This window comes from Salinivibrio sharmensis, assembly GCF_001995985.1.
GTDB lineage: Bacteria > Pseudomonadota > Gammaproteobacteria > Enterobacterales > Vibrionaceae > Salinivibrio > Salinivibrio sharmensis.
In genome coordinates, this window is record NZ_MUFC01000011.1 from 1 (window position 1) to 14,408 (window position 14,408).

The following is a 14,408-nucleotide window of genomic DNA, read 5'->3' on the forward strand; positions in this document are numbered from 1 at the left end:
TAGATTACCGAATTTGCTTGGCGACCATAGCGCTTTGGACCCACCTGACTCCATGCCGAACTCAGTAGTGAAACGAAGCAGCGCCGATGGTAGTGTGGGGTCTCCCCATGTGAGAGTAGGACATCGCCAGGCTTGCTTTCTTGTTTTCAGATTTTTGGAAAAATCTGAAGGCAAAAACTGATTTAAGCATCAAAGCGGGTATGTGTAAGACTTTGATGACGCGTTTTCGCTGATATAGCTCAGTTGGTAGAGCGCACCCTTGGTAAGGGTGAGGTCGGCAGTTCAAATCTGCCTATCAGCACCAGTATTTTCTTGGCGGCCATAGCGTAACGGCACCACCTGAACCCATGCCGAACTCAGAAGTGAAACGTTGCTGCGCCGATGGTAGTGTGGGGTCTCCCCATGTGAGAGTAGGTCACTGCCAAGAGCTTTTTCGAAGCCCTCCGCATTCGCGGGGGGCTTTTTTCGTTTCTGTCTTTCTTATCAATATCGTCTTCTCCTATGCTTAAAACAACGCTGGCCTAAGAGTGATTACTGCTTGAGCTCAATCAGTGACTGGGTTATGTTAGTGGGTATCTGGACGTCTAAACATCCCTAGGAGGCAGTGATGCCGATAAAAATCCCGGATCAACTCCCTGCGACCAATATCTTGCGGCGCGAAAATATTTTCGTGATGACGGAAACCCGTGCGGTGAGTCAAAACATCCGCCCGCTGAAGGTGCTGCTGCTCAACCTGATGCCAAAGAAAATTGAGACAGAAACGCAATTTATGCGTCTACTCTCTAACAGTCCTTTGCAAGTGGATGTTGAGCTTTTACGGATAGACAATCGACCAAGCAAGAACACGCCGACCGAGCATCTTGATACCTTCTATCGCCAATTTGAGACGGTACGAACACGTAATTTTGATGGTTTGATTGTAACAGGGGCACCGTTAGGATTGGTGCAGTTTGAGGACGTGATATATTGGGAACACCTTCAAGATGTGATGAATTGGGCGCATAAGCACGTCACTTCAACCTTATATATTTGTTGGGCCGCGCAAGCAGGGTTAAAGCTGCTGTATGATTTACCCAAGAAAACCCGCAAAGAGAAGCTATCCGGGGTTTACCGTCACCACATTAATGCTGACTTATGCAAACATCCGCTATTACGCGGCTTTGATGATAGTTTCTTAGCGCCTCACTCGCGCTATGCGGATTTTTCTCCTAGCTATCTTGCAGAGCATACCGATCTCGATATCTTAGCCACGTCCAGAGAGGCGGGTACCTACCTGGCGGCGACGAAAGATAAACGCAATGTGTTTGTCACCGGTCACCCGGAGTACGACTCTCATACCTTGCATCATGAATATCATCGGGATTTAGAAGAAGGGATGGAGCCCGCGGTTCCCCTTAACTATTACCCAGATGATGACCCCTCGCTGCCACCGTATGTAAGTTGGCGTAGCCATGGCCATTTACTGTTTGCCAACTGGCTAAACTATTGCGTTTACCAGCAAACCCCCTTCGACTTGGATACGTTCTCAGCGTCTAACTTTACCCTTGATGAATAAAAAAGGCGCCTGTGGGCGCCTTTTGCTTAGAGAGCTGTGTGGATTTAGGTTTGATGCTTATCCATTTCGTCTTGTGCTGTGTTTGCTTTATCAACCATGCCTGTCATGGTCGAGCCTTGCACTAAAATGGAAAACACCACCACCGCGTAGGTCATGATGAGTATCAGCTCGCGAACATCGATATTTTTTTCCGGCACCACCATGATACCAGCAGGGACGGCCATCGCCATCGCCAGTGCTAGGCCGCCGCGTAACCCTCCCCAGCTTAATATACGCACGGCCCAAGGGTTGTAAGTGCGAAAGCGGTTAAAACCGAGGTAGCACATTTTCACGCTAATAAAGCGGGCGAGAAGTACAATAGGAACCACGGCCGCCATAATGATCCAGTCTTCTTTGTGGAAGCTGATTTGCAACAAACTCACCCCGATGAGGAGAAAGAGTAGGCTGTTAAGGAATTCATCGACCAACTCCCAGAAGTGGTCGAGGTGATCTTCACTTTCTTTGGAAAAACCGATAAAGCGGGTCCAGTTGCCAATCATGATCCCAGAGACCACCATTGCCAGCGGACCAGAAACATGCAGCATATCGGCCAGCACATAGCCAGCGCTTGGAATGGCTAACGTTAGTAATAGCTCCATGGAGTGGTCGTTAGTGGCACAAATCAAGCGATGGAAAAGATAGCCAAGCACCAGGCCATATAGAATCCCGCCAACGGCTTCTTGTAAAAACAAGGCAATGGTACCGCCCACCGTCGGGTTGTTGTCGCCAAAGGCCAGGGTAAAAAGAGTCACAAAGATCACGATACCCACGCCATCATTAAATAGCGATTCTCCCTCAATTTGCGTGGTGATCCGCGTCGGTGCTTGCAGCTTTTTGACAATGGCGAGAACAGCAATGGGATCGGTGGGCGAGATCAGCGCGCCAAATAACAGGCAATAGAGGAAATCAAAGGGGATGCCAAGCAGTTGAAACACGCCCCAGATGCCGGTGCCGATTAACACCACAGAGACCAACAGCCCACCGATCACCAGGGTTGTGATCTCCCACTTTTGATCGGAGAAAGAAGGCAGTTTGACGCCAATCCCCCCCGCGAAGAGCAAAAAGCCAAGGACGCCTTTTAGCAAAAAAGTATCAAAGTGGATATCTGTTAGCACCTGCTCGGCCATGGCTTTTAGCGGTATCGCTTGGTATTGACCGGCGATCACTATCAGTAAAGACAGCAGGAGCGAGCTGGCGGTGATGGCGATAGTGGTTTGTACTCGACTGATTTTACTATTTATAAAAGCAATAAAAATGGCTGCAGCAGCCATAAAGCTGAGGATCGCGTAGGTTGACATGCCGCTTCCTAGTACAACGAGGGAATGAAAAATTGTGTCGAAATATTAATGGAAATCGCTTTCAAAACGAACAGCTAAATTGAAATAGATCAAAAGAAATTGTTATTTATAGACGTCTAGATTTCCATTTTCGCTGTGGTAGGATGAAATGACTGCAACGAGGAAGATGATAAGCGTAATAGTATGGACCGACTGACACAGCAACTGCGCGACCGTATTCTAGTGATCGATGGTGGTATGGGCACCATGATTCAGGGACTAGGGCTCAATGAGGCCGACTATCGTGGTGCACGTTTTAAAGATTGGCACTGTGATTTAAAGGGTAACAATGACCTTTTGGTGCTGACTCAGCCCGATAAAATCGCTGCCCTACATAGTGATTATCTGGCTGCGGGCGCGGACATTATTGAAACCAATACCTTTAACGCCACCCAAATCGCGATGGCCGATTACGACATGCAGGCGCTGAGTGCGGAAATCAACTTAGCGGCAGCCCGGCTTGCGCGTGAGGTTGCTGATGCGTGGACGGCGAAAACGCCGGACAAACCCCGCTTTGTCGCGGGTGTGTTAGGGCCCACTAACCGAACGTGTTCGATCTCACCGGACGTGAATGACCCAGGCTTTCGCAATGTCAGCTTTGACCAGTTAGTCGACGTGTATGCCGAGTCCACTGAAGCGCTCATTGAGGGCGGTGCTGATATCATCATGTTGGAGACCATCTTTGATACCTTGAATGCCAAAGCCTGTGCGTTTGCGGTTGAGAAGGTCTTTGATGCCCGCGGTTTTCGGCTACCCATTATGGTCTCTGGCACCATCACTGATGCGTCAGGACGCACCTTATCCGGGCAAACCACCGCCGCTTTTTATCACTCCTTGCGTCATGTTGAGCCACTGTCTTTTGGCTTGAACTGTGCGCTCGGGCCGGCTGAACTGCGCCAGTACGTCAAAGAGCTGAGCGACATTTGCGAAGGCTTTGTCTCTGTCCACCCTAACGCGGGGTTACCCAACGCCTTTGGCGAATATGACCTCTCTCCTGAAGAGATGGCGACACACATTGATGAGTGGGCGGCATCTGGCTTTATCAACTTGGTCGGGGGGTGCTGTGGTACGACGCCCGAACATATTCAAGCGATTAGCGACGCGGTGACGCAACATGCGCCTCGCTCTCTTCCTGATCATCCTGTAGCAAGTCGATTGTCTGGGTTAGAGCCACTGACGATTGATGCCGATAGCTTGTTCGTTAATGTGGGTGAGCGCACCAATGTGACCGGCTCAGCACGCTTTAAACGCTTAATCGTTGAAGAGCAATATGACGAAGCGCTTGAAGTGGCATTGCAGCAAGTGGAGAACGGTGCCCAAATCATCGATATCAATATGGATGAGGGCATGTTGGATGCCGAAAAAGCCATGGTGCGGTTTCTCAATCTTTGTGCGGCCGAGCCGGATATCGCCCGAGTGCCTGTGATGATTGACTCTTCCAAATGGGAGGTGATTGAAGCTGGCCTCAAGTGCATCCAAGGGAAAGGCATCGTCAACTCTATTTCGCTCAAAGAAGGAGAAGAAGCCTTTCTTCACCAAGCACGTTTAGTCCGTCGCTATGGCGCGGCGGTGATTGTGATGGCGTTTGATGAGCAAGGCCAGGCTGATACCCAGGCGCGGAAAGTGGAAATCTGTACGCGCGCCTATCACCTTCTGGTCGAGCACGTCGGTTTTCCGCCGGAAGACATTATTTTCGACCCTAATATTTTTGCGGTTGCCACTGGCATTGATGAGCACAATAACTACGCGGTCGACTTCATCAACGCCGTGGCCGACATCAAACAAACTCTACCGCATGCCATGATCTCGGGCGGCGTCTCAAATGTGTCGTTTTCGTTTCGAGGCAACAACCCCGTCCGTGAGGCCATTCATGCAGTGTTTTTGTATCACTGCATTAAAAATGGCATGGACATGGGGATTGTCAACGCCGGTCAGTTAGCCATCTATGATGATTTGCCTGAATCGCTGCGCTTGGCAGTAGAAGATGTGGTGCTCAACAAAGATGATGGCGCCACGGAGCGTTTATTAGAGATCGCCGACAGCTATCGTGATAGTGGTGAGAGCGAGGTCGCGGAAACCGCAGAGTGGCGCAGCTGGCCAGTAGAAAAGCGGCTGGAACATGCACTGGTTAAAGGCATTACAGAATTTATTGTTGAAGATACCGAGCTGGCCCGCGCGGCGGCGAGTAAACCCCTGGAAGTCATTGAAGGTCCGTTGATGGCAGGCATGAACGTGGTTGGGGACTTGTTTGGTGAAGGCAAGATGTTCCTGCCTCAGGTGGTGAAATCGGCACGGGTGATGAAGCAAGCGGTGGCCTACCTTGAGCCTTACATCAATGCTGAAAAGCAGCAAGGACAGACCAATGGCAAGATCCTGCTCGCCACCGTCAAAGGGGATGTGCATGACATTGGCAAAAACATTGTTGGCGTGGTGCTGCAGTGCAATAACTTTGAGATTATTGATCTCGGCGTGATGGTGCCGACCGATAAAATCCTGTCGGTGGCGCGTGAGGAAAACGTCGATATTATTGGTTTATCGGGCCTGATTACTCCATCGTTAGATGAGATGGTGAACGTGGCGAAAGAGATGGAACGTCAAGGGTTTGATATTCCTCTGCTGATTGGCGGTGCGACCACGTCCAAAGCCCATACCGCGGTGAAAATTGAGCAGCATTACCATGCGCCCGTCGTCTATGTGCCCAACGCGTCACGTGCGGTTGGGGTATGCTCATCGTTATTATCCGAGACGCAGCGACCTGACTTTGTGGCGCGTTTGACCAAAGACTATGCGGCGGTACGTGAACAGCACCAGCGTAAAACCCCTCGAACGGCCCCCGTCACCCTTGAGCAGGCACGCGATAACAAGTGGCAAACGGACTGGGCAAATTATGCTCCTCCGCAGCCATTGAAACCGGGTGTCCATGTTTACGATGATGTCTCGATAGCGACCTTACGTCAGTATATCGACTGGACGCCTTTCTTTATGACGTGGTCACTCAGTGGCAAATTCCCGGCGATTTTGGATCATGAACTGGTGGGGGAAGAAGCCCGTCGTTTGTATCAAGACGCCAATGCTTGGCTTGATCGCTTCGAAGCAGAAGGATTAGTGGCGGCAAAAGGGGTGTGTGGCCTCTTTCCTGCCAACAGCGTGGATGATGACATTGAAGTGTATACCGACTCGTCACGGCAAGCGGTGAGCACGATATTGAATCACTTACGCCAGCAAACGAAAAAGCCACGTGGTGCCAACTATTGCTTGTCGGATTTTATTGCGCCAAAAAGCAGTGGCCAGCCGGATTGGATTGGCGCATTTGCAGTGACAGGCGGTATTGGCGAATATGCCTTGGCGGAAGAATACAAAGCGAAAGGGGATGATTATAACGCGATCATGATCCAGGCGGTCGCCGATAGACTCGCAGAAGCCTTTGCAGAATACCTCCATCAGCAAATTCGGGTCACCTTGTGGGGCTATGCGCCCGATGAAACGCTCGATAACGACGCCCTGATCCGTGAGCAATACCAAGGGATCCGGCCAGCGCCGGGTTATGCCGCCTGTCCTGAACACAGTGAGAAAGGCAAAATTTGGCAATTGCTATCGGTAGAAGCGCATACGGGGATGACGCTCACGGAAAGCTACGCGATGTGGCCGGGGGCGTCGGTCTCAGGTTGGTATTTTTCCCACCCTGAGTCACGTTACTTTGCGGTGGCGAAGATCCAAAACGATCAGCGAGACAGCTATGCAGAACGCAAAGGATGGAGCAGCGAAGAAGCGGAAAAATGGCTCGGGCCGAACTTAAACGGCTAACGAAATAAGCCAGCACATTGGCTGTGCTGGCTTTTTTATTATTCAAATAAGTCCGCGTGTAACTGCTGCACTACCTCGGTGGCATCGTCATCTTCAACCACCACACAGATATTGTGATTACTGGCACCGTAGCAAATCATGCGCAGTTTATATTGCGTTAAGGCACTGAACACCGGTGCGGTTGCGCCAGCGGTATGATTCATCTCGTTGCCAATCAGCGCCACTACCGCCAGGTTCTCGCAGATCTCGACATGACATAACTGGGTCAGTTCGGCGATAGCGGCTTCCGGCAGCTGCGGCGCATCCCCTTGGGTGTTGGTCTGATCTAACGTCAGAGAAACACTGACCTCTGAGGTGGTGATTAAATCCACCGAGACTTCGAAACGTGCCAAAATCTCAAACACTTTGGCTAAAAAACCATAAGCATGGAACATATTCAAGCTGGTCAGCGTCACCATGGTTTGATTCCGTCGTAAGGCGACGGCACGAAACAGCGGTGCCGAGTGCGCGTGCTCACGGATCCAGGTGCCGCCTTGCTCGGGCGCGCTCGCCGCGCCGACAAATACAGGGATATGTTGGCGCACTGCAGGCACTAAGGTCGATGGGTGCAGGATTTTGGCACCAAATGTCGCCATTTCAGAGGCTTCGCTGAAGCTAATTTCACTGATTGGGCGCGCCTGGTCGGCAATCCGTGGGTCGGTGGTATAAATCCCGGGCACATCGGTCCAAATGGCCAAACTCTCTGCCTCCACGGCTTCGGCGAACAGTGCAGCACTGTAGTCGCTGCCACCACGGCCCAAGGTGGTGGTTTGTCCGTAGGCATCGGCGCCGATAAACCCTTGGGTAACCACTCGATGGGTGGCCAAATGCGGAAGCAGTTGATCATGGCACTGTGCGCGCGTGTGCTGTGGGTCAGGCTGGGCACAGCCAAATTGGCTGTCGGTGCGCAGCAGTTCACGCGCATCGGCCCGTATTGTTGCCATACCTCGGCTATTGAGTAAGTGAGTAAAAATATGGGTCGAGATCAGCTCGCCGCAGGCTACCAACGCATCGGTTAAGGCCGAGTCCGGGGTGGCAGCTGCTTTTTCGGCATAATCAGCAATCGCATGATGCCAGTGGTCAACGGCATTCAGTGTGTCTTGGCAATCAGGAAGTTGCTGCAATATTGCTTGGTGAATGGCATTAATGGCGTCCAATTTGGCTTGGCGCACGTCAGGGTCGCTGATCCCTTTTGCCAGCGCAACTAAGTGGTTGGTCACACCGGCGCACGCACTGATCACGATTAAACGGGTTTGCGGGTTTTGCTCGATAACAGTGGCGCTTTGCTGCATCGCCTCTAGCGTACCGACACTGGTGCCGCCAAACTTAGCGACTGAAATTGATGGTAATGGCCTCACGTCCTTTCCCCTCTCTGGCTAGCAGAGTCAATAAATTAAAAATAATGGGGAACATCAGAAGTCACATCGTGACCGCGATAAATACCGCGACAAGGATAGGAAGAGCAAACGGCAGGTGTAGTCTGCCAGAAGCGCTCCACCTGTCTTTCCATATGGATGACAAGTGACAGCCTGAAGGATTCAGCCTTCAAGGCCGGCAGCGTATCGACCCCGATCGTACGCCACCTCGGCATTATCTCCCCTGATTATCACGCTTTGGAGTGGGGCTCCGCCTGATAACTGCCTGAGAAATGCACCTCTTCTGCATGTTCAGTCATGGGTCGGTGACCGCATGAACAGTTTTAACATTACGGGTGTGGTCGCAGGGTGTCAACTGTGTTTTTGTGCTTGATGAGGACCACTGCCCAGCGCCTGCTTCTCACCGAGGTAAGAGGAGGCCATAGCCTACGATCGACACTGACAAGAAAAGTAAATCGCCGCTAGCGATCACACAGTTCATGTGCCAGAGGCTAGGGGGATGGCGAAAAAATATGCTATAACGGTGAGCCTCGGTACCAACAACAAGGATTCGTGATGGCTCATTCAATCTCCGATATTCAGCCTTTTCAACCTGTGGCTCGCACACTGATGGGGCCAGGCCCTTCTGATATTTATCCGTCGGTACTTCAATCATTGAGCAAGCCGACATTGGGGCATCTTGATCCCTTATTCATTGCCATGATGGATGAGGTCAAGCAGCTACTGCAGTACGCATTTCAAACCGAAAACCCGTTTACTATTGCGGTCTCTGCGCCCGGGAGTGCAGGGATGGAAGCCTGTTTTGTCAATTTGGTGGAACCTGGAGATACGGTGATCGTCTGTCGCAATGGCGTGTTTGGCGACCGGATGCGAGAAAACGTGGAGCGTTGTGGCGCACACGCGGTGATGGTCGATGATGCTTGGGGTGCTCCGGTTAATCCTGAAAAGGTCGAAGCGGCCTTAAAAGCGCATCCAGAGGCCAGCATTGTTGCATTTGTCCACGCTGAGACCTCCACAGGTGCTTGCTCAGATGCGCAAACACTGGCGACGCTGGCGCGAGAGCATGGCTGCCTTACCATCGTGGATGCGGTGACCTCGCTCGGTGGTGTGCCGTTGAAAGTCGATGAGTGGCAGCTCGATGCGGTTTACTCGGGCAGTCAGAAGTGCTTATCGTGTGTGCCTGGTCTATCGCCTGTTACCTTCTCTTCGCGTGCGGTCGAGAAAATGCAGGCACGAAGCCACAAGGTGCAAAGTTGGTTTCTCGATCAAAGTTTGGTGTTGGGGTATTGGAGTGGCGACGGCAAACGCAGTTATCACCATACTGCACCGGTTAATAGTCTGTATGCATTGCATGAATCATTGCTCAAGTTATATCAAGAGGGAATTGAGAACGCTTGGCAGCGTCATAAAACTATGCATCAACGCTTAAAAGCAGGGTTAGAGCGCTTAGGCATCCGCTTTGTGGTCGATGAGCCTTATCGTTTACCCCAGCTAAATGCGGTTTACATTCCTGACGGTGTGGATGATGCCGCCGTGCGCCAGCATCTTCTCAACACCTACAATCTTGAAATTGGCGCAGGGCTGGGCGATCTCGCCGGCAAAGCCTGGCGGATCGGCTTAATGGGCTATGGCGCAAGGGATGAGAACATTGCCCTGTGCCTAAAAGCCCTTGAAGAAGCATTACGCTAGGGCGTTGTATTTTCTGGGAGGGTATGGCGAATGGTCCATACCTTCGCTGCGTTTGGATACAAGTAACGCGCTTCTTGCTGGATATCGCGAGCCCGTTGACGGTCACCGATTTGTAAAGCCACCTGATAAGCATGCTGGTAGCCAGCAAAGCGTGGTCTTTGCGCAACTTGGCGCAATAATTGGTTGAGATGCTGCTGGCGCTCCGCCTCTGATAAACGGGCCAAGTTAGCTTGAAAGCGACGACTTTGTTGGGCAAGCGCAAGCTTTTGATGCCACCACGGATGTTGCTGGTATAAGGCAAAACGTTGCGAGCTGAGTAAAGAGTCGCGCAAGTACCGGTTAGCGAGGTAAACGGACGATAAGCACAGGAGTGTGGCTATCACCAGCGTGGTGACCACCACGCGGCTGGCGACGCGCTGACTATAACGATGCGTTAGCACAGGGTAGCGGCGGTACTTACTGGTAAGGTTATCAAGCCAGTATAGCCACAAGAGCAACAATACCCCGTTGAACCATTGGGTGCCGCTTACCGGATAGATCATCAGTCCAGTGAGCGGAGGGAGCACTAAAGCAATCAATATCCGTCGTGTACCAGAAGGGGCACGGAGGATCCTCGCGGCGAGCGCGGCAAGTACCAGGACATAGCCCAACGCCATCAGTAATCCTCCCTCTAGCAACCAAAACAGCAGTGCACTGGGCAGGCTGACTGGACCAAGATGGCCGGGTTGTGAAGCAGAAAGCAACAGCAAGGCCTGCTTACCATTCCCCATGCCCACGCCGAAAAACGGGGTCATCTGAAGTTGTTGCCACGCTAAAACCAACGCACGCTGCTCGCTGGCATTTAGCCATTGCCAATTATCTTGACCACTGAGAGCGAATATTGCCAAGACGGCGCCGAGACAGACAGCAATAAGCCAAATCTTGTGCTGGTTCCTGGAGGCAAAGCGACTTAGATACACTTGTTGCAGACCAATGGCACATAAGGCAAACAACAACAGGAGTGGCTGGCCTTGCATGGCGAGCACAGGAATAAAAATCAGTGGCGTAATGGCCAGCAAGCTTTGGCTGATAGGGTGGCGATAGCGGCCACTCGGCTCTCTGGCGAGAATGTATGCGGCTAATGTCAGCCCCGTGAGTAGCAAGGTATGAGTGACCGCAGGAGGGAGGTGCGGTACCCAATTATTTAACACAAACGGTGCCATACCGGGTAGGGATTGATTACCCAGCACAGAGAGCACCGCCAGCCAAGAGGCGAGCAAAAACACCCCGAGCAGTTTCTGCCGTTGTGAGTGGTTAAAAACAAATTGTTGTAGGCTAGAGAAAAAACCGAGGCTCAAAAGCAATGCTGCCAATGCATAGCCACTGTTTTGTGCTTCAGCATGCGGATACCAATAAGGCACCACGGCTAAGGCGGTTGCCAACGCGAGCGTCCAAGTCAGTCGACTAGCGCGCCAAGTATGCTGACGCACGACTTCTAGGCAAGCAAACCCTAAGGTCAACGCCAAGGTCAGAAGTGATAACGCTGCCGCCGGGTGGCGTATGCCCACTAGCGGTAGAGACACCGAATAGAGGGGCAAACAGATTAACCACAAGGCCGCTAACGCCAGCAGAAATGGGGTTGTTAGCGGCTTTCGTATCACACGGCTCTGCGGCAGCGGTGAGGTCATTATCGCTCCAACATAGGTTTCAGGAAGTGGGCCGTGTGGCTACCGACCACATTGACGATGTCTTCTGGCGTGCCTTGTGCGATGATTTCACCGCCGCCGTTACCGCCTTCTGGCCCTAAGTCGATGATCCAATCCGCGGTTTTTATCACATCCAGATTATGCTCGATTACCACGATAGTGTTGCCCTGTTCGCGCAAGCGATACAAGACATTCAGCAGTTGTTGAATATCATGGAAATGAAGCCCTGTGGTTGGTTCATCGAGGATATAGAGTGTTTTACCCGTATCACGCTTGGACAGCTCACGAGCCAGTTTTACCCGCTGGGCTTCGCCGCCTGACAAGGTGGTGGCGGCTTGGCCAAGGCGAATGTAGCTCAGGCCAACATCCATCAATGTTTGCAGCTTACGCTTGATAGCAGGGACGGCGTCAAAAAACGCACGTGCGTCTTCGACGGTCATCTCCAGCACTTCATCGATGGTTTTGCCTTTATAGCGTACTTCTAGTGTTTCCCGGTTATAACGCTTCCCTTTACACACATCACAAGGGACATACACATCGGGTAAAAAGTGCATTTCCACTTTAATGACACCATCCCCTTGGCAGGCTTCGCAGCGACCACCGCGCACGTTAAAGCTAAAACGTCCCACTTTATACCCGCGTGCCCGCGCCTCTTGGGTTCCGGCGAAGAGCTCACGGATCGGGGTAAAGATCCCCGTATAAGTGGCAGGGTTTGAGCGTGGAGTACGCCCAATAGGACTTTGGTCAATATCGATCACCTTGTCGAAATGTCCCAACCCATCAATCGACTCGTAAGGCGCTGGATCGGCGGTGGTCGCGCCGTTTAATTGCTGGTGGGCGACTTTAAAGAAGGTGTCGTTGATAAGCGTTGACTTGCCGGAGCCTGATACGCCCGTCACACAGGTAAGTAGCCCGACAGGCAGGTGGAGATCAACGTTTTTCAGGTTGTTGCCCGTCGCCCCTTTCAGGGTCAGCATTTTGCTCGGGTCGCGCTCAATGCGTTGTGCAGGCACCTCAATCGCTTGCTTGCCACTTAGATACTGACCTGTCAGTGACGACTCACTGGCGAGTATGTCCTCCAAACTACCTTCCGCCACGATTTGTCCACCATGTGCGCCGGCCCCCGGGCCAATATCAATGATGTAGTCGGCCGCACGTATGGCGTCTTCATCATGCTCGACCACCATCACGGTGTTCCCCAAATCGCGCAGGTGCTCCAAGGTATCAAGCAAACGGGCATTGTCACGCTGGTGCAGGCCGATAGAGGGTTCATCCAGGACGTACATCACGCCCACCAAGCCCGCACCAATTTGGCTGGCCAGTCGAATACGCTGTGCTTCACCGCCAGAGAGGGTATCGGCACTGCGCGATAAATTCAGGTAGTTAAGCCCCACATTAACCAAAAACCGCAGCCGGTTATGGATCTCTTTCATCACCTTTTCGGCAATCTTGGCGCGCTGTCCGGTTAGGGTAAGCTGTTCAAAGAAGTCCAGCGCCTGTTGAATGCTCAGCTCACACACATCGGGCAGATTGTGGCCGTCGATAAACACATGACGGGCTTCTTGGCGTAAGCGTGAGCCACCGCAGCTGGCACAGGGTTTAGTGGCGATGTATTTGGCCAGTTCATCGCGCACGGCGTTAGATTCGGTGTCGCGATAGCGACGCTCCATATTGTTGAGGATCCCCTCAAACGGATGTTTGCGTACACGAATATCGCCCCGATCGTTGACGTATTTGAACTCGATCTCTTTTGGCCCTGAGCCATACAAGAGGATATCTTGAATGGTGCCGGAGAGATCTTGCCATGGCACTTCCAAATCAAACCCATAATGCTCAGACAGGGATCGCAGCATTTGGAAGTAATAAAAATTACGTCGATCCCAGCCTCGGATCGCGCCCCCCGCCAAGCTAACCGCTGGGTTTTGAATCACGCGTTTAGGGTCAAAATATTGTTGCACCCCCAAGCCGTCACAGGTGCCACAGGCGCCGGCAGGGTTATTAAACGAGAACAGGCGCGGCTCAAGCTCTTGCATGCTGTAACCGCAATGTGGGCAGGCAAAGTTGGCGGAAAAGATGATCTCTTCCCCTTCTCCGTCCATCCAACTGATCACCGCGCTCCCGCCAGTGAGTTCGAGCGCGGTTTCAAATGATTCGGCTAGACGTTGCTGTTGATCACTGCGCACTTTAAAGCGATCGACCACCACTTCAATGGTGTGCTTTTTTTGCAGTTCAAGTGTCGGCGGATCGGATAGATCGCACACTTCACCATTGATCCTTGCACGGATAAACCCTTGAGCGGCTAAATTCTCAAGCGTTTTAACATGTTCACCTTTACGATTTTTGATGATCGGTGCGAGCAACATCAGCTTGCTGCCCTCCGGCAGTGCAAGCACTTTATCGACCATCTGACTGATGGTCTGAGCCGCTAAGGTCACATCATGAGTGGGACAACGTGGCTCGCCGACACGGGCATAGAGCAAGCGCAAGTAATCATACACTTCAGTGATGGTGCCGACCGTTGAGCGTGGATTGTGCGAGGTGGACTTTTGCTCTATCGAGATGGCAGGCGACAGGCCCTCAATATGGTCAACATCGGGCTTTTCCATCAAGGAAAGAAACTGGCGCGCATACGCTGACAAGGATTCAACGTAACGGCGCTGGCCTTCTGCATATAAGGTATCGAAAGCCAACGATGACTTTCCTGAACCAGACAGGCCAGTGATCACAATCAGCTTGTCGCGAGGGATGGTGAGGTTGATATTTTTGAGGTTGTGCGTGCGCGCGCCTCTGACGTCGATATTGTCCATTATTATCCTACTACTCAGTCAGCTCACTGGTTGGTCGCCTAGTATGGCACAGACATGACCATGACCAAATAAAAAGG

General features: G+C 52.0%; 7 protein-coding genes, 1 tRNA gene, 2 rRNA genes and 1 riboswitch. Of the genes, 6 read left to right on the plus strand and 4 right to left on the minus strand.

Going from position 1 to position 14,408, the window contains the following annotated elements; all coding sequences use genetic code 11:
* The first annotated feature begins 16 nt into the window (after positions 1-16).
* The 4 genes from rrf (BZG74_RS11035) to metA all read left to right on the plus strand — a co-directional run bounded on the left by rrf (BZG74_RS11035) (position 17) and on the right by metA (position 1,555).
* A 5S ribosomal RNA gene (gene rrf / locus BZG74_RS11035) occupies positions 17-132 on the plus strand.
* A 96-nt stretch (positions 133-228) separates the two neighbouring features.
* A tRNA-Thr gene (locus BZG74_RS11040) sits at positions 229-304 on the plus strand.
* 7 nt (positions 305-311) lie between these two features.
* Positions 312-427 (plus strand): 5S ribosomal RNA (gene rrf, locus BZG74_RS11045).
* A gap of 180 nt (positions 428-607) precedes the next feature.
* Positions 608-1,555, plus strand: coding sequence for a homoserine O-acetyltransferase MetA (gene metA, locus BZG74_RS11050; RefSeq protein WP_077772653.1), 948 nt, complete (start codon positions 608-610; stop codon positions 1,553-1,555).
* Between the two features lie 44 nt (positions 1,556-1,599).
* Here the strand turns inward: metA and BZG74_RS11055 are convergent, their stop codons facing one another.
* Positions 1,600-2,892, minus strand: a complete 1,293-nt coding sequence (locus BZG74_RS11055) for a cation:proton antiporter (RefSeq protein ID WP_077772654.1) — start codon at positions 2,890-2,892, stop codon at positions 1,600-1,602.
* 183 nt (positions 2,893-3,075) lie between these two features.
* Between BZG74_RS11055 and metH the strand changes: the two genes are divergently transcribed.
* Positions 3,076-6,735 carry a methionine synthase gene (metH, locus tag BZG74_RS11060; RefSeq protein WP_077772655.1) on the plus strand — a complete coding sequence of 1,220 codons (3,660 nt, stop codon included), beginning with the start codon at positions 3,076-3,078 and terminating at the stop codon, positions 6,733-6,735.
* Between the two features lie 38 nt (positions 6,736-6,773).
* Here the strand turns inward: metH and lysC are convergent, their stop codons facing one another.
* Entirely contained in the window at positions 6,774-8,132 is a 1,359-nt protein-coding gene (gene lysC / locus BZG74_RS11065) for a lysine-sensitive aspartokinase 3 (RefSeq protein WP_077772656.1), read from the minus strand.
* 121 nt (positions 8,133-8,253) lie between these two features.
* A riboswitch (Lysine riboswitch) is annotated at positions 8,254-8,441 on the minus strand.
* A gap of 264 nt (positions 8,442-8,705) precedes the next feature.
* On the opposite strand from lysC, the gene BZG74_RS11070 reads away from it, so the two are divergent.
* The gene (locus tag BZG74_RS11070; protein ID WP_077772657.1) at positions 8,706-9,839 is read left to right on the plus strand and encodes a pyridoxal-phosphate-dependent aminotransferase family protein; all 1,134 of its coding nucleotides are present in this window, start codon (positions 8,706-8,708) and stop codon (positions 9,837-9,839) included.
* On the opposite strand, the gene BZG74_RS11075 is transcribed toward BZG74_RS11070, so the two are convergent.
* Both BZG74_RS11075 and uvrA read right to left on the minus strand, forming a co-directional pair.
* On the minus strand, positions 9,836-11,506 hold the full coding sequence (locus BZG74_RS11075) for a Wzy polymerase domain-containing protein (RefSeq protein ID WP_077772658.1): 1,671 nt from the start codon (positions 11,504-11,506) through the stop codon (positions 9,836-9,838). The two genes, BZG74_RS11070 and BZG74_RS11075, sit on opposite strands and share 4 nt — an antisense overlap.
* Positions 11,506-14,331 carry an excinuclease ABC subunit UvrA gene (gene uvrA, locus BZG74_RS11080; protein WP_077772659.1) on the minus strand — a complete coding sequence of 942 codons (2,826 nt, stop codon included), beginning with the start codon at positions 14,329-14,331 and terminating at the stop codon, positions 11,506-11,508. Before uvrA ends, BZG74_RS11075 begins: the two co-directional genes overlap by 1 nt.
* Positions 14,332-14,408: the final 77 nt, after the last annotated feature.